The sequence below is a fragment of the Neorhizobium sp. LjRoot104 genome (assembly GCF_964253725.1).
Lineage (GTDB): Bacteria > Pseudomonadota > Alphaproteobacteria > Rhizobiales > Rhizobiaceae > Neorhizobium.
The window spans coordinates 1,549,896-1,569,105 of the sequence record NZ_CAXURS020000002.1; the positions used below are offsets into that span (position 1 = coordinate 1,549,896).

Sequence of the window (19,210 nt, forward strand, 5' to 3'; positions counted from 1 at the left end):
CTGGGGCGCATCAGGTCCGGCAGGTCGGTGCAGATGCCGAGCACGGGCAGGACCATGATGTCCTTGAGCACATCCGGCCGCTCCTCGTGCCAGAGCACGATCTCCTTGCCGTCGGCAAAAGCCCTGCCGATCAGCTCCTCGGTCACCAATTCCTGCGGCGTATCACTCGCCCTTTCCCAGCAGAGATGCAGGATGTCGGCGCCGGCCGCCTCGCCTGCCGCATGCGGATCGTGGCCGACGCGGATCAGCACCGAGAGCGGATAGTCGCAACCAATGTCGCGCAGCTCGCGGACCTGGGCGACATCGAAGGAACCTAGGCAGGCGAAGCGCTGATCCATATCCTTCAGGTGCTGCCAGCACAGCGGGCCGGGGCCCGGCCGCTTGAGCTCGACATAGAGCCCGCAGCCCGTCTCGCGGCCGAGTGCAGCAACCTCGGCGAAGCTCGGCACGTCGGGCACCGTCTCGCGCAGTTCGGCAAAGGTCATTTGCGAGATAAACAGGTCCCGCTCGAAGACGCGTTGCAGATGGTCGTCATGGGAGACGACCACCACGCCGTCGGCCGTCATCTGCGTATCGAGTTCCCACATTTCGGCGCCGAGTTCAGCGGCGCGGCGAAAGGCGGTGAGCGTGTTTTCCCGCTCGTGGCCGCTTGCGCCGCGATGGCCGATGCAGAATGGCAGCCGGCCCTTGTTTTCGGGCCAGCCGAATTTGCCGAGGAAGGCGGAAAAGTCGCGCGTCGAAGCGTCCATCACAATCTCCGGCCGTCTTCTGCGAAAACGAAGGTCGAGGTGCTGTCGAGGTTCCAGCGCACGCTGTCACCGGGCTTCACGTCGTCGCGCACCGGCTGGATCGAGCGCAGCACGGAACCGTCCGGCAGGACGACGTCGTAGAGGTTTTCGCGCCCTTGCGTTTCCGCGAACACGACCTTGCCTTCGACCGGTATGCCTCCCACCGTCCCGAAGTGCTCAGGGCGGACGCCGAGGCTGAGCGCGGTGCCGTCCGGAATGCCCGAAAGCGCGGCGATCGGCAGGCGCAGGCCGTTTTCGCCAAGCACCAAAGCCCCCTGCTGAGCCCGGCCCTTGAGGAAGGAGATCGGTGGGTTTCCGAGGAAGCTGGCGACGAAGGATGTCCGCGGATCCTTGTACATTTCTGACGGGGTGGCGATCTGGACGATTTCGCCCGATTTCATGATGGCGATGCGGTCGCACATCGACATCGCCTCGACCTGGTCATGGGTGACGAGGATGGCGGTGATGCCCGTCTCCTTCTGCAGCCTTCGGATTTCCGAGCGCATTTCGAGGCGAAGTTTGGCGTCGAGATTGGCGAGCGGTTCGTCGAGGAGCAGCACATCCGGGCGGCGGATCAAGGCACGGGCAAGCGCCACGCGCTGCTGCTGGCCGCCGGAAAGCTGAGCGGGGCGCCGACCCAGGAGATCGCCGATATGGACGAGGTCTGCGATATCGGCGACCTGTTTCTTGATGTCTGCCGAGGCGGTCCGCCTCACCATCAGCGGGAAACCGATGTTTTCCTCGACCGTCATATGCGGATAAAGCGCGTAGGACTGGAAGACGACGCCGACATTGCGCTCCTGGCTCGGCAGGTCGGTGACGTCGCGGTCTCCGAACAGGATGCGGCCGGAGGTCGGCCGATGGATGCCGCAGACGGCAAACAGGGTCGTCGACTTGCCGCAGCCGGAAGGCCCGAGCAGCGCCAGCATTTCGCCGGAACCGACCTCGAGGTTCATGTCCTCGATGATCCTGGTGGAGCCGAAACTCTTGGAAAACTTGTCGAGCAGGATACGCATCAGCCCTTGCTGCCTCCGCCATAGATGTTCATGAGATGCTTCTGGAGAAAGACGTAGAGGATCAGCACCGGCACGACGTAGAAAACGCCAACGGCCTTGAAGGTGCCGAAATCGAAATTGTTGTCGTCGATGATCAGGCTGGCCAGATAGACCGACAGGACCTGCACCTTCGCACCCGGCGCCAGCACCTGCGGCATGATGAACTCGCTCCAGCCGGTGAGGAAGGAAAAGAGCCCGAGCGCCATCACCGCCGGCTTGATCTGCGGCAGCACGAGCCGGCGCCAGACCGTGAAGCGCGAGGCGCCATCGACCGTGCCGGCCATCTCGATCTCCCAGGGCACGGTGTCGTAGAACCCCTTCATCAGCCAGATGCCCAGCGGCAGTTCGACCGCAGCCTTTACGAGGATCACCCCGATCAGCGAATTATAGAGGCCGATCCACTGCAGCACGATGAAGATCGCGATGATCAGCGTCACCGACGGAAAAGCGTGCAGCACCATGACGCCGGCGAGGAAGAAGCCACGCGCAGGCACGTTGAGGCGCGACAGCACGTAACCTGCCATCGACGAGACGGTGAGGACGACGCCGGTGATGCAGCTTGCGAAGATGAAGGTGTTGAGCGTGACGAGCCAGATGTTCGGCTTGCCGGTCTTGGTCTCCCAGAGGAAGCTCCAGTGGCGGAGCGTGAACTCGCTGGGGATCAGCGAGCCGACTTCCGTATCGCTGATCGTGTCGATGAAGAGATAGGCATACATGACCAGCAGCGGCAGGCTGAAGAGGCCGAGCAGCAGGATCACGGGGAGGCTCGAGAAATTCGCCGAGGTCATGCCTGACGAAACTTGAGGTTTTTCGGCCATGGTCAATCCTCGATCAGCGGCTTGGAGATCAGCGTATCGTAGCGGAAGATCCGCAGGTAGATGAGCGACAGCACGATGCCGACCACCACCAGCACCAGCGCCATGGCGGCGCCCAGGCCGTATTCCAGATTGCCGGTATAGTTGTTGAGCGCGGTGTGGAAGGCGGCGAGAGACCAGACTTCCGTCGCCTTCCCCGGCCCGCCGCGGGTCGATAGGAGGATTTCGTTGAAGGACGCCAGGAGCGACAGCGTCTGGTAGCAGGTCACGAACAGGATCGGCCAGCGAAGCTGCGGTAGGATGACGTGGCGGACCTGTTGCCACCGGCTGGCGCCATCCACCTCGCTTGCATGGAACTGCGTCTGCGGGATCGCCTTGATCGCTGACGAGAAGACCAGCATGCCCATCGAGGCGCCGATGAAGCCGTTGATCAGGATCACGAAGAACCAGGCGTTATAGGCGCTGTCGAGCAGGTAGTTTTTCGGCGGATAACCGAACTGGCCCATGAACATCGAGATGAAACCGCTGTCCCAGGTCAGCCATTTCCACATCAGCACATAGATGACGACCGGCGTGATGCGCGGCAGCAGCCAGATGGCGCGGAAGATGGATGCGGTAGACGCCGGCATGTAATGGGTGGTGATGGCGAGGAAGAGCGCGTAGCTGACGTTGAAGAGGAGCAGCGTCACCGAGACGTAGAAGGCGGTGTTCAGGAAGATCTGCGCCATGTCCGGCGAACTGCCGATGATCCGGAAATTCTCCGTGGTCCACACCCAGCCCGTATAGGTGGCCTTGGCGACCGTATCCTGTTCGGCCGGCGTCAGCGTGAAACCGAGCTTCTTGAGGCTCGCCATCAGTTCGTCGCGGGTCTCGAAACGGGTGTTGAGAACCGAGCGATTGAAGAGGTCGGAAATCTGCTTGACCTCGCGGGTCGAGGGCCGGTCTTTCAGCGCCTTGATGACGCGCTCAGCCTCGCGCCGCGAGGGAAAGACCTCGCCCATGTGGCTGGCGCGCAGTTCAGCGCTGAACCCGGCCTTGAGTTTCTGTGCCTCCAGCGTTGCAAGCCCTTCCTCGTCGATGACGAAGCGCGGCTCGGCAATAGCGTCGGCGAGTTCCGGCATGTCGGTCTTCAGGCGGTTAACGGCGCCTTGCGTGACCTGCCAGGCCCCGCCGGAAATGCCGGTCGCGGTGCTCATATTGGTCATGGCGAAGATGGCGGTCAGGATAACCGGCATCAGGAAGAACAGGGAGATCATGACTGCAGCGGGTGCAATCATAACCAGTCCGAGCGTTCGTGACGTTCGCATGGGTGAAGCCTTGGGAGACGGGTGGGGTGTGGGCGGCGGAGCGAGCGCCGCCCACAGTTTGGGGCGGGGGGTCCCGCCCGGTCAGTCGGCGACTTATCCTGCCCTCTACAAGCGAGATAAGTCGCCCGGTATCAGCGGGTGATGATCGCTGCGCCGAGTGCCGACTTCAGCTCGGCTTCGGCATCGTTGATCGCGGCATCGACCGTCTTGGCACCCGTCCAGGATGCTTCGAGGTTCTTCCACATGATCGTCCAGTACTTGCCGAAATCGGCATTGTTCGGCATGGCGTTGGCATGCGGCAGAAGGCGTTCGGTGGCTTCCGAAGCCCAGCGGTCGGCAGCATAGAGATCGACCTTGGTTTCGGAAGGCGAGATGCCGAGATGGGCGGACTTGATCGCATGCAGCGCGTTGATACGCGGCTCGGAGGCGATCTTGATCAGGTCGGCGGCGATCTGGGTCTCTTCGTCGGTATGGCCGGCCATCAGCAGGTAGGCGAGCGGATGGGTCAGCGTGTTGGCCTTGCCGCCTTCGCCGGCTGGGATCAGCGTGAACTGAACGTTGGTGAAGAAGTCCTTCAGGCCTTCCTGGTTGACGAGACGGGCATAGTGCCAGGTGCCGCCGTGCCAGATGCCGGCCTTGCCGGTGGCGACTTCCTTCCACCACTGGTCGCCCGGCATGCCGATATGGTTCTTCTTGGTGACGCCGGCCTTCACGAGATCGGCGAAATACTGGTAGGTGCGCTTCATCGCGGCCTTGTCGAAGACGAGCTTGCCTTCTTCTTCCATCACGCCGCCGAAGGACGTGTAGAACTGCCAGTAGTCCGGGCCGTTGCTGTTGCGTGGATAAAAGCCGTATCCGGCCTGGACAAGGCCCTTGTCCTGCATCTTCTTGGCGTCTTCGAGAACGTTCTTGAGCGTGTATTCGGCCTTTTCGACCTTGGCCGGCAACGCCTCGATATCGGCATCGCTGTAACCGATCGCCTTCATATAGGGCTTCCAGAAGAACATCGGACGGGATTCGGCGTCCTGCGGGATGCCGTAGACGGCGCCGTTGAAGGAGGTGATCTCCATCAGGTTCGGATAAATGTCACTGATCGGCCAGCTATCGAGGTCGATGAAATTCTCGACCGGAACGATGAGGCCGGCCTGAGCCCAGGGGCCAATGTCTTCATGGCCGGTGGCGACAATGTTCGGAGCCTTCTTGGCCTCGGCGGCGAGCGTCAGGGCCTGCTTGAAATCTTCCCAGCCGGAATAGGGCGTCTTCTGGACGATGATGTTGAGTTGCTCGCCGCGGATGGCGGCTTCGCGCTCGAGAATATCGGCAGCGATGTCGAACGCATCCGTGCGATAGTTATCGTTGGGCCCGGAACCGCCGGACCAGACGGAAATGGTGACATCCTTGGCGGACGCGAAGAGGGCGGTTGAGGCCAGGAGAACGGCCGCGAGCGTGGCGGACTTGAGTATCGGAAGAACAGTCATGGTTTACTCCCCGAAGAGCGAAATGGCTTCTTCCGAACCCTGAGAGGCCTATCGGCCGGGACTGCGGAAGCGCTGAAGATCATCAACAGGAAGCGGTCTAGCGGCCCTCCTTAACAGCCGGATGACAAAATGTACGCGTGTGCAAAATTTGTTTGGGGCAGTTCGCAAGTCTCCATCGAGACATTGGAATCAGATGTGCCGCGATGCAGCAAGGGCGGGCTGCAGATCGCTCCCGGATGACCTCGGTTATATCCCGGCAGCTTTCCGCAGATCCTGGTTCATGCGGGATTGCCAGCCCTTGCCAGTCGCCTTGTAGTGTTCGACCAGATCGGGATCCAGTCGGATCGTGACTGGTTGCTTGCTCTTCTGCATGGGCGGACGACCGCGCCTTGCGATCTCCCGGTCGATGCTGGCCGCGAGATCAGGAAAGACCTCACGAAAGGGCTTGGCATTCTTCAAATCGTCTTCCGCCCACTCGCGATTTTCCGGATCGGAAGCAATCATCCGCTGGATTTCGGCCTCTTCCTCGTCGGTGAGTGACCTTTTCGAAGAGAATTTAGTACTCATGGGAACCTCCTTTCCTTGCGGCTCGCCGGGCGCATGGAGATCACCGACAGCGCTTGCGAACCGAGCGGTCGAAAGACGACCGCAATGATGATCCGGCCGTTCAGTTCTCCAATCGCCTTGAAGCGATCCTGCTTGGCAGATCCGATCTTAGACGACTGAAAGAACTCAAGCGAAAGATCGGCAAAGTCCAATCCGTGCTTGGCCAGATTGTTCCGGCGCTTGGGCTCGTCCCAAGTGATCTTCATTAAATGTATGTACGATAATGCGAGTGGCTAAGCAAGAAATCATTCGTACGTACCACATTGTGCCAAGAACGAGTTTACCGCTCCAGAGCCACCGTCTTGATCACCGCAAATACCGGTTTTTCGAGCGTCAGGTCGAGGCGTTCCGCCGAAAGCGCGGTGATGCGGGCGAGCACCGTGTCCTCGCCGCAGAGGATGCGGATGCGGACCATGCCGTCGCCGTCCGGCTCGATCGCGGCAATCGCGCCTTCGAGGATGTTGAGGGCGCTCAGGCCCTCCGGCCGCCGGGTGGCCACCATGACGTCGCGTTCGGGGATATGCACCCGGACGTCTCTCCCCTCTTCGACCCGCGCATTCGGCACGACGAGCTGCGCATTCGAAAGCCGGATCCTCGCCAACCGGTGCGGAATGTCGATCGTCTCGACCATGCCGGTCAGCACGACCCCGGCATCGCGGCGTTCCGTCGATGGCATTGAAAGGACTTCCGAGGGCGTGCCGACGGCCTCGACCCGGCCGTCCTTCATCATCACCACGTTGTCGGCGAGCCGCGCCACTTCCGAGACCGAATGGCTGACATAGACGATCGGCGTCGAAGTTTCGTCGCGAAGGCGTTCGAGATAGGGCAGGATTTCGGCCTTGCGCTGGTCGTCGAGTGCGGCAAGCGGCTCGTCCATCAGAAGAAGACGCGGAGCGGAGAGCAGCGCCCGACCGATCGCGACGCGCTGTTTTTCGCCACCCGAAAGCTTTCCCGGCCGGCGGTCGAGCAACAGGCCGATGCCCAGCAGTTCGACAATCCGATCGAAATCTTCCGGCCGCTTTGCCTTGGGCGCGAACCAGCGGCCATAGGCGAGGTTCTGGCGCACCGAGAAGTGAGGGAAAAGCCGGCTCTCCTGGAAGACGTAGCCGAAACGCCGTTTATGCTTCGGCACGAAAATGCGGCTTTCGGTGTCGAGCAGCGTTTCGCCATCGACCACCAACCGCCCGTGATCCGGCTTCGACAGTCCCGCGATCACCCGCACCAGCGACGTCTTGCCGGAGCCCGAAGGCCCGAACAGAGCGGTCACGCCGCCATCCGAGGTGAAGCCCGCATCAAGGACAAACTCTCCCAGCGTCTGCCGTGCGTTGACGATGAGGGTCATTCGATATGGACCCTCTTGCCGATCAGATAGGCCAGGAACTCCGAGGCGAGCAGCGCGGCAAACGAGATGGCGATCGCGACCAGCGTCAACCGCATCGCGCCGGCGTCGCCGCCCGGGACCTGCGTGAACGTATAGATCGCCGCCGAAAGGGTCTGAGTTTCACCGGGAATGTTGGAGACGAAGGTAATCGTCGCGCCGAACTCGCCCATCGCCTTTGCGAATGCGAGAATCATGCCGGCGATCACGCCCGGCAGGATGAGCGGCAACGTCACGGTCATGAAGACCCAGGCCGGTCCCGCGCCCAGCGTGCCGGCCGCCTCTTCCAGCTTGCGGTCGACGGACTCGATCGACAACCGGATGGAGCGCACCATCAGCGGGAAGCCCATGACGCCGCAGGCAAGTGCTGCGCCCGTCCAGCGAAAGGAGAGAACGATGCCGAGATATTCGTTGAGGAAGGCACCGATGACGCCTCGTCGCCCGAACAGTATCAACAGCAGAAAACCGGTGACGACCGGCGGCAGGATGAGCGGCAGGTGGACGATGCCGTTCAGGATCGACTTGCCCCAGAACTTTCCGCGCGCGAGCAGGTAGGCGACGATAATGCCGAACGGCAGGCTGACGATCATCGCGACGGCAGAAACCTTCAGGCTGAGCCTGATCGCGGTCCATTCCTCGTCGCTCAATGCCAGCCAGTCCAAACGTCGATCCCATCCGTAGCCGCAACGCAATATATCGCATTGGATATATCGATACAGGTCCGATGGCTAGGTCCTGCCGGAAAAGTTACTGGAGGGTTCCGGAAAGGCGGTGGGAGAGCGCCGGGACTACCGCTGCTCTCCCTACACCATCGCATTTACAAGATGGTTTGCTGAACGAAGGCCCCTGGAGCCTCGGTTCTCATGCGCGACGGTTTAACGGTTGTCGCGGGTCGTGTTGCCGAAGATCGACTGGCCTTCCTGGCGATCGTTGTCACGGATCTGGATGCTGCCGGTATGGACGCCGTCTACATTGCCGTCGCTGACCCGGGCGGAAACATGCGTCTTCGAGGTGCCTTCGTAGTAGTCGCCCTCGGCGGCAGCCGAACCTGCGAAGGAAGCGGCGGCGATCATGGCGGCGATAGCAGAGATGGAAGTCTTCATTGTCCTAGTCCTTTTCAGAGTTCGTCCGGGGCTCAAGTTTGCGACCTGCCTGGCGGACGATGTCCGGTATCTTGAATGAGCTGCGGTCAGCGCCGGTTAGCGGTTGTCGCGGCTTTCATGCTTGAAGATCGGCTGGTCGCCGCGATTGTCGCTGGCACGGACCTGATCGATGCTGCCGGTGCTGAGGTTGTCGATCTTGTCGTTGGTCTGCACCGCTGCCTGTCCCTTGGTCGCACCCTGATAATAATCGCCTTCAGCAAGGGCGACGCCGGCGAAGGAAGCCGAGGCGATCATGGCTGCGGCAAGTGTGGAGAGAACGGTTTTCATTGTCGTATTCCTTAATTGATGGACGGAGCCGTTTGGGAGCCGGCGTCCGCGAACTGGTATTGGGAAGCGCACTGTTTGCTTCCGGTCATTGAAATGGGGAGCCTGATCGAGGTCGCTAGGGCAGGATTTCCAAACGGAATGTTCGGGATTCAAGAACAAACAATCGCGTGAGGTCGGTTGAAATGGAAATTCGGGCCAGGCTGAGCGGGCAGGCTCCCTCTTGAGAACGACCCGGCGGCAAGCGAAACGCAGCCAAAAAGGCGGCGTTTCGATGCCCCCTCGGCGGCCTGCTTACGGTTGTTTCAGAACCGTAAAACCTTCCTTTTCGAAAAACGGCGCTGCCTTGGCCGATTTCAGATAATCGAGATAGGCGGCCGCATCCGTGGACTTCGATTCCGACAGGATGGCGATTGGATAGATGATCGGCGGGTGGGTAGCGGCTGGGAACGTGCCGACGACGGCAACGCCTGGATCGGCGGCTGCGTCCGTCTGGTAGACGATGCCGTAAGGCGCTTCGCCGCGCGAGACGAACGCGAGTGCCGCCCTGACGCTTTCGGCGGTTGCTACGTTCTTTTCAACCGACGACCAGAGCCCAAGTTTTTCGAGCGACGCCTTGCCGTACTTGCCTGCCGGAACCGAATTCGGCTCCCCCATGGCGAGCCTGCCGCCTTTCAGCAGACCCGCGAGATCGAAGCCCGGCCGGATGTCGACCGGCTTGGCGGCATCCTTGGCGGCAACCAGCACGATGCTGTTGCCGAGCCAGTCGAACCTGGTGTCTTCCCTGACGAGTTTCCTGTCGGAGAGATACTTCATCCAGTCGAGATCGGCCGAAATGAAGATATCGGCAGGCGCGCCGCTTTCGATCTGCTTGGCGAGCGCCGAACTTGCCGCGTAGGAAACGGTGACTTGCCCGCCACCCTGGGCGGCCCACCCCTTGTTGGCGTTGTCGAGCGCGTTCTTCATGCTGGCTGCCGCGAAGACGGTGACTTTTTCCTGTGCCGCGGCGGGAACGGCAAAGGAGGCGAGCGATACGAACGCGGCTGCCGCCGAGGTTACCGCGAGCCTGATCCAGAAATGACGATTAAAGTTCATGATTTCCTCTCCGATCCTTAAGCGAGATATTTCTTCGGATATCTCGCCTGCGAGGTTTTGACCAGCGTTAGATATTGTCTCACGTCAGTTTCAACGAAAAACCATCGAATTCTGTGAGGTGCGCATCACACCAGCCACTTCGAAACGGGCCTCGGAGAACTCAGGGCGACCGCACATTCGAAGGACGTGACCGGAATTGCCGCTTGATCACCCCAGCCCCGCCGGATGCGCACTCATCCAGATTAACCTGACATCACCGTCCTGCTCCATCCGTCCGAGGAGCCGCGACCCGATGTCATTCCCTGCATCTCGTGGATCAAGATAGACGCTCACGGCTTCTCAAGTTCGAGGGCAGTTCCGACCTTCATCCCAAGATCCCGACCGAAGAACTGCGCTGGAATCGACATCACTGGTCGCACCCGTTATCGTCATTGTCGGAAGGAGAAAGCGAAGAAGTTGCAGCTTGGCCTCGTTGCTCCCGGTCAAGACCGTTTAAAGATACTGCGAATGGCTGGAGAAGCTGGATGGAACTGAAGTGGCTTCAAGACTTCGTCAGCCTGGCGCGTTTCATGAACTTCACGCTTGCGGCCCATGACCGAAACATCACCCAGTCGGCGCTCAGCCGCCGTATCCGGCAGCTCGAACAATGGGTGGGCCTGCCGCTGATCGACCGTTCGACCTATCCGGTCAAGCTGACGCCGGCGGGCTACAGCTTTTTGCCGAAAGCGCGCAAAAGCGTCGACATGCTCTGCGCCTTGCGCGAAGATACGATCGAAGCGCACGGCTTGACGGAGGAGGTCCTCTCCTTTGCCACGATGAGTACCCTCGTGCTGACATTCTTCCCGGCCTGGATGGAAAAGGTCGAGGCGCTGGGAGGACCGTTCCGGACACGCTTCACCGAAGCCTATTCTTCCTTTTCCAACAATGTCGCGACACTGTTCCGCAACGAGTGCGACTTCCTGCTGATCTACGCCCACGATTCTGTTCCGGCGATGCGGGACCTTTCCGAACACGACTATCTGACGCTTGGAGCCGAGCAGGTGATCGCCGTGTCCGCACCGGCCGAGAATGGCGATCCGCTGCATGGCGTGCAATCCGATGGTAGGCTGATCGACTACCTCAGCTACCGGGACAATTCGTTTTTCGCGCAGGCCTTGCCCAATGCCGTCTTCGACAAGAAGGCGCTCCGGTTCAATACGGTCTACGAAAATGCGATGTCGGCGGCGTTGAAAGCGATGGCCGTGTCTGGCCACGGAGTGGCGTGGATCCCGGAAAGCCTGGCCATTCAGGAACTGCAGACCGGTCAACTCGTCCGGGCGGCCGATCCCTCCTTCGATATCGAAGTCGAAATCAGGCTCTACCGCTCCTATCGCCTGCGCGGCAAGCGCGCCGGTCAGTTCTGGAGACAGGCGGAAGAGATCGCACTGCAAGCCAACCGCTAGACTGCGGACCCTTCCTGGCTAGGTCCCGGTCATTTCCTGGCGCCGCCGTCGAAAACGGGGGCCAGAAACGCAAGGTCCGGCTGCTCGTCCAGGGCAGCGAGAGCGGCATAGACGGACATAGGGTTTGCAACACCTTCCAGGCAGTCTGCAAACTTCGTCCTGCGGTCATCGTCCGAAAACGGCTCGGCCAGGCCGCCGCGTGCAAAGCTGCGCTCCACCACATACTCCTGGCCATCGCGGAGCGTGATCCGCAAGCGGTGCGGCAGGTAGCTCATCGCACTTGCTTCTTCCGCGGCGCTGTAATGAGTCATCGATATCTTCGCAAGGAGCGGGTCTTTCGTCACGACGCCGACACTTGCGGGGGTGAAGTCGAGCAGTGACAGGCTCTTGTGGCGGAATGCCAGGGCCAGGCAATATTGCATGGAGAAGCGGGCTTCCATCTCGTCACGGGGATGCGGATAGGCAAGATTGCGATAGTTGGCAACCCCGACATGGCATTCGGCGGATACGATCGCATCCGGGTCGATCGGGACGTCCTTCATCAGATCGAGGGCCGCATCAACGATCAGATGCGTCGAGCCACAGCATGGATGCAGTTTCGGCATGACGCCGACCGTCTCGATCGTATGCTCGCGTGTGCCTGAAATGTCCGCGATATCATAGCCCTTCGGCGCCTCGCCACCGAACATTTCCAGGAAGCCTTGCGGGCCTTCGAGAATGTCGAGACGCCCCTGGAGCCCCGTCGCGGCAAGAATCGCAGCCTCCACGGCATTGCGGGCCGCCATCCCGGCATGGAAGGGCTTTGCCGGGGTGCCGAACTGCCCCTTCGTCCCCGAAGCCATGCTGGCGCCCAGCGACAGCGCCCGTGCAATTCCGTCCGCGTCCATTCCCAGAAGCTTGGCGACGCCGGCTGCGGTGCCTATACTGCCGACCGTCGACGTCCCGTGCCATCCGGCAGTATAATGCGATCCGGCGACGCCGCTGCCGACGAAGGCCTGTGCCTGGAGAGCAGCGAGATACGCATCCGTCAGCGCGCGCCCGCTGACGCTCAACCCATCGGCGACGGCCAGGAGCGCCGGCACGATGACGGCCGAGGCGTGGCTCATGCCGGGACGGAAATTATCGTCGTAATCGAGGGCATGTGCTGCGGTGCCGTTGACCAGCGCTGCGACCGATGCCGACTGACGTCCGCCGGTGACGAGCGGTGTCTCACCGTCCGGTCGCCGGCCGAAGGCCAGCGCGACGGAAAGCGTGCTCTTGTCGGCACGACCGGCATACAGACAAGCAATCGTGTCTGCGATAGCCTGATGCGCAAGCCGGCGCGCGTTGCCGGAGATCGCCGGCGGGGCGGCACACCAGTCTGCGATAGTCTCAATAACGGTTCTCATGGGAAACTCGCTGGCTCTTGATGGAAAGACACGCGGCCACGTTCGCGCCTCCTGACAAGCGCGGTCGCTGACCTGGATTTCGGCCGTCGTTCAAGAAGGCTGGTCCACCGCCGCGAGCAGTTGCCGCAGCAACCTGCCCATGCCGAACGCGCTGACTTGGCGTCCTGTTATTTCCGTATCGACGCGATGGACGACGACCATGTCGAGGGCGGGCACCACAAGGCAATAGTGTCCGCCGGCCCCCATTGCGGCATAGCTGCCCTTTGGCGTCACCACGCCCGGCAGGAAAATGCCGTCCCGTTCGAGCCACCACATGTAACCGTAGGCGCCATGCGTCCCTGCATGCGAATAGGGCATAACGCATTCCTGCACCCAGCCGATCGGCAACACCTGCGCCGAATTCCAGACGCCGTGGCGCAGAAAAAGCTGTCCGAAGCGGGCCAGATCCCGGCTGGACATGCGGAAGGGATAGGCGCGGTGATCGCTGATGTCGAAGCTCTCGTGCCAGCCGTCGGGCCGGCCTCCGGATTGCCCGTCAGCAAGCGAAAAGTCCTGCATACCGGTGGGACCGGCAATCCGCCGGGCAAAAACCTGGTGAACGCTTTCGCCCGTCAGCGTTTCGAAAATCGTTCCGAGCGCGTTGAAATCCCAGTTGTTGTAGCACCAGAAGGTGCCCGGCGCGTGGGCATGACGTCGCTCCTTGATCCGGCGCATCCAGGGCGTCTCATATCCGGCCGGATGGTATATGCCCGAGCGCGCCGTCAGCAGATCATAGACTGTCGCCTGCCTTTCGACCTCGCTCAGCCCGTCTCGGTCATCGATACCCAGACTTTCCATGGTGCTCGACAGATCGATCCGGCCGTTCTCGACCTCAGCGCCGATCAACGCCGCCAGAAAGCTCTTGCGGATCGAATGACACAGGAATTTCTTCGTCGGATCACCGAGAGTAAAAGCCACTTTGCCATGACGGATGACCAGCAACATATCGGTGGCCTGCAACGCCGCGACGGCGCGCAGCTTTTCGAGCCCGGCGGCGTGGAAACCTGCGTCGCGCGGCGTGGCGAAATGCTCCCACACCCCGGAGGGCTCGCCGGCGCTGTCGATGGGATAAGCCTGGAGTACGGTCATGCCACCGCCTCGTCGCGCCTCGCGGCGGCCTCGATCGTGGCCTGCAGGAACTCGCGGGTATAGTCTTCCTTGGCCTGCGACTGGCGGATCTGATGCGAGGTCAGTTCCTCGATGATCTTGCCCTTGTACATCATGCCCGCGCGCTCGCAGATATGGGCGATGACGGCGAGGTCGTGCGACACCATGAGGTAGGTAAGGTTACGCTCGATCCGCAGCCGCCTCAGGAGATTGAGGATTTCCGCCTGCACCGAGACGTCGAGCGCCGAGGTCGGTTCGTCGAGCAGCAGGACTTCCGGCTCGGTGATCAGTGCCCGGGCGATCGCAACGCGCTGGCGCTGACCACCGGAAAGCTCGTGCGGGTAACGATAGCGGAAGGACGGCCCGAGCCCTACGGCATCGAGCGTTTCGGCGATGCGCTCCGGGGCCCGGTCGATGCCGTGGATGGCGAGCGGTTCGGCCAGAACCTTTTCGACGATCTTGCGGGGGTGGAGGCTGCCATAGGGGTCCTGGAAAACCATCTGCACGCGGCGGAAGAAATCCTTGCTCCGCGCCTTTGGCAGTTCCTTGTCGGCGAGCGTCAGCGCGCCGAAATAGTCGCCGTTGAGCCCGCTCAGGGCCCGCAGGATCGTCGACTTGCCGCAACCGGATTCGCCGATCAGGCCATAGGCCTCACCCTTGTTGATCCGGAACGATACGTCGTCCACGACGCGGGTGCGGGCATGTTTCGCGCCAAAACTGATCGAAAGACCAATGGCCTCGATAAGCGGTCTCGTCGGTTTCATGCGAGCGCTCCATTGCGATAGACGGGGCCGTCGAGCCAGCTTGGGTCCCGCACCGGCACCGTGAGGTTCTCGACGGCGACATCGAGCCGCGGCAGACTTTCGAGCAGGGACTGCGTGTAGGGGTGCCGGGCGTTGTGCAGTTCGCTCGCCGGCAGATCCTCCATGATCCGGCCGGCATACATGACCAGAACCCGATCGCAGAAGCTGGCGACCAGATTGAGATCGTGGCTGATGAACATCAGGCCGGTGCCACGGCGGGTGACCAGTTCGTCGAGAATGGTCAGAACCTGTCGGCGCACCGTCACATCGAGAGCGGAGGTCGGTTCGTCGGCGATGATCAGATCGGGCTCTGGGATCAGCATCATGGCGATCATGATACGCTGCCCCATACCGCCCGACACTTCGTGCGGGAAGAGCTTGAACACTCGGTCCGGATCGCGGATCTGGACCGCTTCGAGCATGGCCAGCGCTTTTGCCTTCGCCTCGGCCGGCCGCGCCTTGTGATGCAGGCGATAGGCTTCGACAATCTGGTTGCCGATGAGCATCAGCGGGTTGAGCGAATATTTCGGATCCTGCAGGATCATCGAAATATGGTTGCCGCGGATCTTGCGCATCTCCCGTTCGCTGGCAGACAGAAGGTCGATATCCTTGAAGCGCATATGCGTTGCGCTGATCTCCGCCCCCTTCGGGGTCAGCTTCAGGAGCGACCGGCCGGTCAGCGATTTTCCCGATCCGGATTCGCCGACAATGCCAACCTTTTCGCGGCCGATGGTGAACGAGACGCCGCGCACGGCATCATGGCTGCGCTGCCCGCCGTGAAAGCGGATTCCCAGGTCCTTGATGTCGATGAGCGGCTTATCCATGGCGGGGATCCAGTATGTCGCGCAGGCCGTCGCCGAGAAGATTGAAGGCGAGGCTGGTCAGAAGGATGGCGGTGCCGGGAATGGCAGCGATCCACCAGCTGGTCATCACGAATTCGCGGCCCGAGGACAGCATCGTGCCCCATTCCGGGCTTGGCGGCTGGGCGCCAAGCCCGAGAAAGCCAAGCCCGGCGGCGGTCAGAATGATGGCTGCCATGTTGAGCGTGACGCGCACCACTACCGACGGAATGCACATGGGCATGATGTGTCCGATGATGATCCGCGCGCTGGAAGCGCCCTGGAGACGCATGGCGGCGATATAATCGGACTTGCGGATCGTCAGCGTCTCGGCGCGCGCCAGGCGGGCGATCGGCGGCCAGGAGGCGAGCGAGATGGCAATGATGGCATTCTGGATGCCCGGTCCGAGAGCTGCGACGAAGGCCAGCGCCAGGATGAGGTTCGGGAAGGCCAGAAACACATCGACGATGCGCATCAGCACCGTATCGACCCAGCCGCCGAGATAACCTGCCGTGGTGCCGACGATGAGCCCGATCGGCGCGACGATGACGGTCGTCAGAAGCGCGATGTAGAGAGTGATGCGGGCACCGAAAAGCAGACGGCTATAGACGTCGCGACCGAGTTCGTCGGTGCCGAGCCAATGCTGGAAGGAGGGCGCCAGCAGCCGCGCCGCAAGGTTCTGATCGTAAATGTCATGCGTCGCCAGAATGGGCGCCAGCAGTGCCGCTAAAAGCATGACGACGACGACGCAAAGGCCGAACAGCGCCGACGCGTTGGACCGCAGCCGCTGCCATTGCAGCCAAAGCTGCTGCATGCGGGCATGAAAGGGCGAAGTCGGAACCGGCGCCCGCAGCCAGAGACCGAGGCTACCGGACGAAGCGGCGATCTTTGCGGTCCGGGAAAGGGATTTGTCTGTCATGGCTGCCTCACCGGGTTCTGGGGTCGAAGACGCGATAGAGGAGGTCGCAGATGAGGTTGAGGGTCACGAAGATGACGCCGACCAGAAGCGAGCAACCGACGACGGCATTCATGTCGCCGACGAGGAGTGCATTGGTGAGATAGCGGCCGAAGCCAGGCCAGGCGAATACCGTTTCGGTCAGCACGGCACCCTCGAGCAGGAAGGCATAAGACAGCGCTACGACGGTGAGCACCTGAACCGCGACGTTGCGGAACGCGTGGACCCAGACGGTGCGTGCCCAGGACAGGCCCTTGACGCGGGCCGTGACGATATATTCCTGCGCCAGCTGCTCGATCATGAAGCTGCGCGTCATGCGGCTGATATAGGCAAGCGCGCCGAAGCCGAGGATCGAGGCAGGCAGGATGATATGGCCGAAGACGTTGCGGAATATCTCCCAGTTGCCGGCAAGTGCGCTGTCGATCAGATGGAAACCGGTAACCGGCTCGAGATCGAACTCATAGATGAAATCGATACGCCCCGGCCCGCCGATCCAGCCGAGCGTGGCGTAGAACAGCACCAGTCCCATCAGGCCGAGCCAGAAATTCGGCGCCGAATAGCCGATCAGGCCCGTGAAGCGGATGGCATTGTCGAGCCAGGAATTGCGGTACATGGCCGACAGCACGCCGGCGGGGATGCCAAGCCCCGTGCCGATGACGATTGCCAGCGTGGCAAGCTCGATGGTGGCCGGAAACACGCGGGCGATGTCTTGCATCACGGGTTTGCCCGTGGTCAGCGCGTCGCCGAAATCGAACGATAGGATACCCTTCACATAGACGCCGAACTGGTACCAGAGCGGCTTGTCCATGCCGAGCGCGCGAGACATCTTCTCATAGGCGTCCTGCGTGGCATTGTCGCCGAGGATGGAAGCGACGGGATCGATCGGCAGCATCCTGCCGATGAAGAATGTCAGGGCCGCGAGGCCGAACAGTGTCACGAACACCGGCAATAGCGTCCTGCCGAGAATGCTCAGCAAGGCGAATGCCGGGTTCGGCCTGGCCACGTTCCCCGCATCGCTGCGGGGAACCGAGAAGGTGGGGTCCGTCATGAACGCCTGTCTCCCTTATTTGGAGACGAGGTTGTAGTAGACGCGAAAGCCGTTCCAGGTCCAATCCTTGACCTTACCGCTCATGCCGACGGTGTTGTACATCTGGAACATGATGGCCATCGGCCCCTGCTGCATAACGTCCTTCTGCAGCGCGTAATAAAGTTCGTTGCGCTTGGCCGGGTCGCCTTCCAGAAGTGCTGCCTTCACCCGCTTGTTGAAGTCCTCGTTCTGGTAGGCGGAGCGCCAGGCCGGGATCTGAGTCAGCTTGGCTTCCGGGCGGTTGTCGGGATTATAGACCAGACGCGAGGCATTGCCGTGCGCATCCGGGACGCCGGTCTGCCAGGCCAGCATGCCGGTCTGGAACTCGCGGCCACGGATACGGGCAAAGAGCTGGGCATTGGCCATCCGCTCGAGGTTGAGCTTGACGCCGACCTTGGAAGCATTCTGCTGGATGCTCTGGGCGATCGGTGCCGAATGCGGCAAGGTGCCGATCAGCACGTTCGCTTCGAAGCCATCCGGATAACCAGCCTCGGTCAGCAGCGCCTTGGCCTTCTCGATATCGAGCTTGAACGGCTGGCCTTCCTTGGCATCGAGAGCCCCGGTGGCGCCGAGCTGGGCAAAGCTTGCCCGCGGCACGCCGAGATAGGTCATGACCGACTTGGCAAGACCGTCGTAATCGATCAGGTAACGCATCGCCAGACGCACTTTTTCGTTCTTGAAGATCGGGTCGGCGGCGTTGAAGGTCCAGAAAAACAGCTGGGGCTTCAGCACGCGCTCAACCTTCAAGCCAGACTTGCCGTCGAGATCGGCAAGATCGTCGGGCGACAGGTCGCGGGCAATATCGATATCGCCCTGGGTCAACAGCAGGCGCTGCGTGCCGGGCTCGGCGACGTGACGGATCAGGATGCGCTTCAGCTTCGGCTTGGCGCCGTAATAGTCCTCGTTCGCCTGCAGCACGATGGACTCTCCGGAGTTCCACTGCACCAATTTGTAGGGACCGACGCAGGCCGTGTTGGTGGCGAGGTATTTGTTGCCCATGTCGCCATTGATCTCCTTCGAGATCAGCGTCTTCTGGTCGAGGAGCGCCGACACGCGATTGGCGCCGATGGCCTGCAGGATGAGGTTGGTCGGATAGGGACTATCCAGCGACAACACGAGCGTGTTGTCGTCGGTGGCGGTGATACGTTCCTTCACGTTGTCCTTGCTGAAGCCGTATTCGGTCAGCGTTGCGGCATTGCCGTAACCGAGCAGCACGACGCGCTGCATCGACCAGGCCAATTCCTTCGCCGTCGCCGGGGCGCCGCCTGGGAATTTCAGGCCGGTATTGAGATGGAAGGTGATCTGCTTGCGGTCTTCGGACACATCCCAGCTCTTCGCGAGAAGCGGTAAGGCCTTGGACTCGTCCTTCGGTTCGAAATCCACCAGGGAATCGCAGGTATTCTGCATCAGCTCGCTGGTCACGACTTCGCCGATCTGCGCCGGATCGAAGGTGCTGATGGCATCGATATTCCACGCCATGACAAGCGCCGTGTCCGGCGTTGCAGCCCGCGCCGGCAGGCTGATCGAGGCCGACAGGGCCGCGGCGGCAGCAATATAACCGATCTTGGAAATGCTTCTGGTAATCATGCTTTTCGTTCCCT

Annotated in this window: 19 protein-coding genes and 1 pseudogene; 1 reads left to right on the forward strand and 19 read right to left on the reverse strand. The window is 61.5% G+C overall.

The window, feature by feature from the left end; translation table 11 throughout:
- Positions 1-2: 2 nt before the first annotated feature.
- The 12 genes and pseudogenes from ACSQ8R_RS29465 to modA form a co-directional block, all read right to left on the reverse strand.
- A pseudogene (locus tag ACSQ8R_RS29465) lies at positions 3-749 on the reverse strand (glycerophosphodiester phosphodiesterase); the annotation flags it as partial.
- Positions 749-1,804, reverse strand: a complete 1,056-nt coding sequence (locus ACSQ8R_RS29470) for an ABC transporter ATP-binding protein (protein WP_436256873.1) — start codon at positions 1,802-1,804, stop codon at positions 749-751. The gene ACSQ8R_RS29470 and the pseudogene ACSQ8R_RS29465, both read right to left, overlap by 1 nt.
- Positions 1,804-2,661 carry a carbohydrate ABC transporter permease gene (locus ACSQ8R_RS29475; protein ID WP_436256874.1) on the reverse strand — a complete coding sequence of 286 codons (858 nt, stop codon included), beginning with the start codon at positions 2,659-2,661 and terminating at the stop codon, positions 1,804-1,806. The genes ACSQ8R_RS29470 and ACSQ8R_RS29475 overlap by 1 nt, the downstream gene beginning before the upstream one ends.
- A gap of 2 nt (positions 2,662-2,663) precedes the next feature.
- A complete protein-coding gene (locus ACSQ8R_RS29480) occupies positions 2,664-3,965 on the reverse strand; it encodes a carbohydrate ABC transporter permease (protein WP_436256875.1) in 1,302 nt (433 codons plus the stop codon).
- A 131-nt stretch (positions 3,966-4,096) separates the two neighbouring features.
- Positions 4,097-5,443: an extracellular solute-binding protein gene (locus ACSQ8R_RS29485; protein ID WP_436256876.1), complete on the reverse strand. Its 1,347-nt coding sequence runs from the start codon at positions 5,441-5,443 to the stop codon at positions 4,097-4,099.
- Between the two features lie 246 nt (positions 5,444-5,689).
- Positions 5,690-6,010: a BrnA antitoxin family protein gene (locus ACSQ8R_RS29490; protein ID WP_436256877.1), complete on the reverse strand. Its 321-nt coding sequence runs from the start codon at positions 6,008-6,010 to the stop codon at positions 5,690-5,692.
- On the reverse strand, positions 6,007-6,255 hold the full coding sequence (locus ACSQ8R_RS29495; protein WP_436256878.1) for a BrnT family toxin: 249 nt from the start codon (positions 6,253-6,255) through the stop codon (positions 6,007-6,009). Before ACSQ8R_RS29495 ends, ACSQ8R_RS29490 begins: the two co-directional genes overlap by 4 nt.
- 74 nt (positions 6,256-6,329) lie before the next feature.
- Positions 6,330-7,391 carry a molybdenum ABC transporter ATP-binding protein gene (gene modC / locus ACSQ8R_RS29500; protein WP_436256879.1) on the reverse strand — a complete coding sequence of 354 codons (1,062 nt, stop codon included), beginning with the start codon at positions 7,389-7,391 and terminating at the stop codon, positions 6,330-6,332.
- A complete protein-coding gene (modB, locus tag ACSQ8R_RS29505; protein ID WP_436256880.1) occupies positions 7,388-8,089 on the reverse strand; it encodes a molybdate ABC transporter permease subunit in 702 nt (233 codons plus the stop codon). The genes modC and modB overlap by 4 nt, the downstream gene beginning before the upstream one ends.
- 213 nt (positions 8,090-8,302) lie before the next feature.
- Positions 8,303-8,530 carry a hypothetical protein gene (locus ACSQ8R_RS29510; RefSeq protein WP_436256881.1) on the reverse strand — a complete coding sequence of 76 codons (228 nt, stop codon included), beginning with the start codon at positions 8,528-8,530 and terminating at the stop codon, positions 8,303-8,305.
- Between the two features lie 96 nt (positions 8,531-8,626).
- Entirely contained in the window at positions 8,627-8,857 is a 231-nt protein-coding gene (locus ACSQ8R_RS29515) for a hypothetical protein (protein WP_436256882.1), read from the reverse strand.
- A gap of 291 nt (positions 8,858-9,148) precedes the next feature.
- On the reverse strand, positions 9,149-9,949 hold the full coding sequence (gene modA, locus ACSQ8R_RS29520; protein WP_436256883.1) for a molybdate ABC transporter substrate-binding protein: 801 nt from the start codon (positions 9,947-9,949) through the stop codon (positions 9,149-9,151).
- A 524-nt stretch (positions 9,950-10,473) separates the two neighbouring features.
- Here modA and ACSQ8R_RS29525 point away from each other — a divergent pair.
- Positions 10,474-11,391, forward strand: coding sequence for a LysR family transcriptional regulator (locus ACSQ8R_RS29525; protein WP_436256884.1), 918 nt, complete (start codon positions 10,474-10,476; stop codon positions 11,389-11,391).
- Between the two features lie 29 nt (positions 11,392-11,420).
- Here the strand turns inward: ACSQ8R_RS29525 and ACSQ8R_RS29530 are convergent, their stop codons facing one another.
- From ACSQ8R_RS29530 to ACSQ8R_RS29560, 7 genes are all read right to left on the reverse strand, one after another.
- Positions 11,421-12,779, reverse strand: coding sequence for an MmgE/PrpD family protein (locus ACSQ8R_RS29530; RefSeq protein WP_436256885.1), 1,359 nt, complete (start codon positions 12,777-12,779; stop codon positions 11,421-11,423).
- A 90-nt stretch (positions 12,780-12,869) separates the two neighbouring features.
- Positions 12,870-13,907 (reverse strand): serine hydrolase domain-containing protein, encoded by a 1,038-nt coding sequence (locus ACSQ8R_RS29535; protein ID WP_436256886.1) that lies wholly within the window; start codon positions 13,905-13,907, stop codon positions 12,870-12,872.
- A complete protein-coding gene (locus tag ACSQ8R_RS29540) occupies positions 13,904-14,689 on the reverse strand; it encodes an ABC transporter ATP-binding protein (RefSeq protein ID WP_436256887.1) in 786 nt (261 codons plus the stop codon). Before ACSQ8R_RS29540 ends, ACSQ8R_RS29535 begins: the two co-directional genes overlap by 4 nt.
- Positions 14,686-15,552 (reverse strand): ABC transporter ATP-binding protein, encoded by an 867-nt coding sequence (locus ACSQ8R_RS29545; RefSeq protein WP_436256888.1) that lies wholly within the window; start codon positions 15,550-15,552, stop codon positions 14,686-14,688. The genes ACSQ8R_RS29540 and ACSQ8R_RS29545 overlap by 4 nt, the downstream gene beginning before the upstream one ends.
- Positions 15,545-16,486 carry a nickel transporter permease gene (gene nikC, locus ACSQ8R_RS29550; protein ID WP_436256889.1) on the reverse strand — a complete coding sequence of 314 codons (942 nt, stop codon included), beginning with the start codon at positions 16,484-16,486 and terminating at the stop codon, positions 15,545-15,547. The genes ACSQ8R_RS29545 and nikC overlap by 8 nt, the downstream gene beginning before the upstream one ends.
- 7 nt (positions 16,487-16,493) lie before the next feature.
- Positions 16,494-17,570, reverse strand: coding sequence for an ABC transporter permease (locus ACSQ8R_RS29555; RefSeq protein ID WP_436256890.1), 1,077 nt, complete (start codon positions 17,568-17,570; stop codon positions 16,494-16,496).
- Positions 17,571-17,585: 15 nt separating this feature from the next.
- Positions 17,586-19,196: an ABC transporter substrate-binding protein gene (locus ACSQ8R_RS29560; RefSeq protein WP_436256891.1), complete on the reverse strand. Its 1,611-nt coding sequence runs from the start codon at positions 19,194-19,196 to the stop codon at positions 17,586-17,588.
- Positions 19,197-19,210: the final 14 nt, after the last annotated feature.

Coding starts and splice junctions, on each gene's coding strand:
- ACSQ8R_RS29470 (WP_436256873.1), bottom strand. CDS start 1,804: ATGCGTATCCTGCTCGACAAGTTTTCCAAGAGTTTCGGCTCCACCAGG.
- ACSQ8R_RS29475 (WP_436256874.1), bottom strand. CDS start 2,661: ATGGCCGAAAAACCTCAAGTTTCGTCAGGCATGACCTCGGCGAATTTC.
- ACSQ8R_RS29480 (WP_436256875.1), bottom strand. CDS start 3,965: ATGCGAACGTCACGAACGCTCGGACTGGTTATGATTGCACCCGCTGCA.
- ACSQ8R_RS29485 (WP_436256876.1), bottom strand. CDS start 5,443: ATGACTGTTCTTCCGATACTCAAGTCCGCCACGCTCGCGGCCGTTCTC.
- ACSQ8R_RS29490 (WP_436256877.1), bottom strand. CDS start 6,010: ATGAGTACTAAATTCTCTTCGAAAAGGTCACTCACCGACGAGGAAGAG.
- ACSQ8R_RS29495 (WP_436256878.1), bottom strand. CDS start 6,255: ATGAAGATCACTTGGGACGAGCCCAAGCGCCGGAACAATCTGGCCAAG.
- modC (WP_436256879.1), bottom strand. CDS start 7,391: ATGACCCTCATCGTCAACGCACGGCAGACGCTGGGAGAGTTTGTCCTT.
- ACSQ8R_RS29510 (WP_436256881.1), bottom strand. CDS start 8,530: ATGAAGACTTCCATCTCTGCTATCGCCGCCATGATCGCCGCCGCTTCC.
- ACSQ8R_RS29515 (WP_436256882.1), bottom strand. CDS start 8,857: ATGAAAACCGTTCTCTCCACACTTGCCGCAGCCATGATCGCCTCGGCT.
- modA (WP_436256883.1), bottom strand. CDS start 9,949: ATGAACTTTAATCGTCATTTCTGGATCAGGCTCGCGGTAACCTCGGCG.
- ACSQ8R_RS29525 (WP_436256884.1), top strand. CDS start 10,474: ATGGAACTGAAGTGGCTTCAAGACTTCGTCAGCCTGGCGCGTTTCATG.
- ACSQ8R_RS29530 (WP_436256885.1), bottom strand. CDS start 12,779: ATGAGAACCGTTATTGAGACTATCGCAGACTGGTGTGCCGCCCCGCCG.
- ACSQ8R_RS29535 (WP_436256886.1), bottom strand. CDS start 13,907: ATGACCGTACTCCAGGCTTATCCCATCGACAGCGCCGGCGAGCCCTCC.
- ACSQ8R_RS29540 (WP_436256887.1), bottom strand. CDS start 14,689: ATGAAACCGACGAGACCGCTTATCGAGGCCATTGGTCTTTCGATCAGT.
- ACSQ8R_RS29545 (WP_436256888.1), bottom strand. CDS start 15,552: ATGGATAAGCCGCTCATCGACATCAAGGACCTGGGAATCCGCTTTCAC.
- nikC (WP_436256889.1), bottom strand. CDS start 16,486: ATGACAGACAAATCCCTTTCCCGGACCGCAAAGATCGCCGCTTCGTCC.
- ACSQ8R_RS29555 (WP_436256890.1), bottom strand. CDS start 17,570: ATGACGGACCCCACCTTCTCGGTTCCCCGCAGCGATGCGGGGAACGTG.
- ACSQ8R_RS29560 (WP_436256891.1), bottom strand. CDS start 19,196: ATGATTACCAGAAGCATTTCCAAGATCGGTTATATTGCTGCCGCCGCG.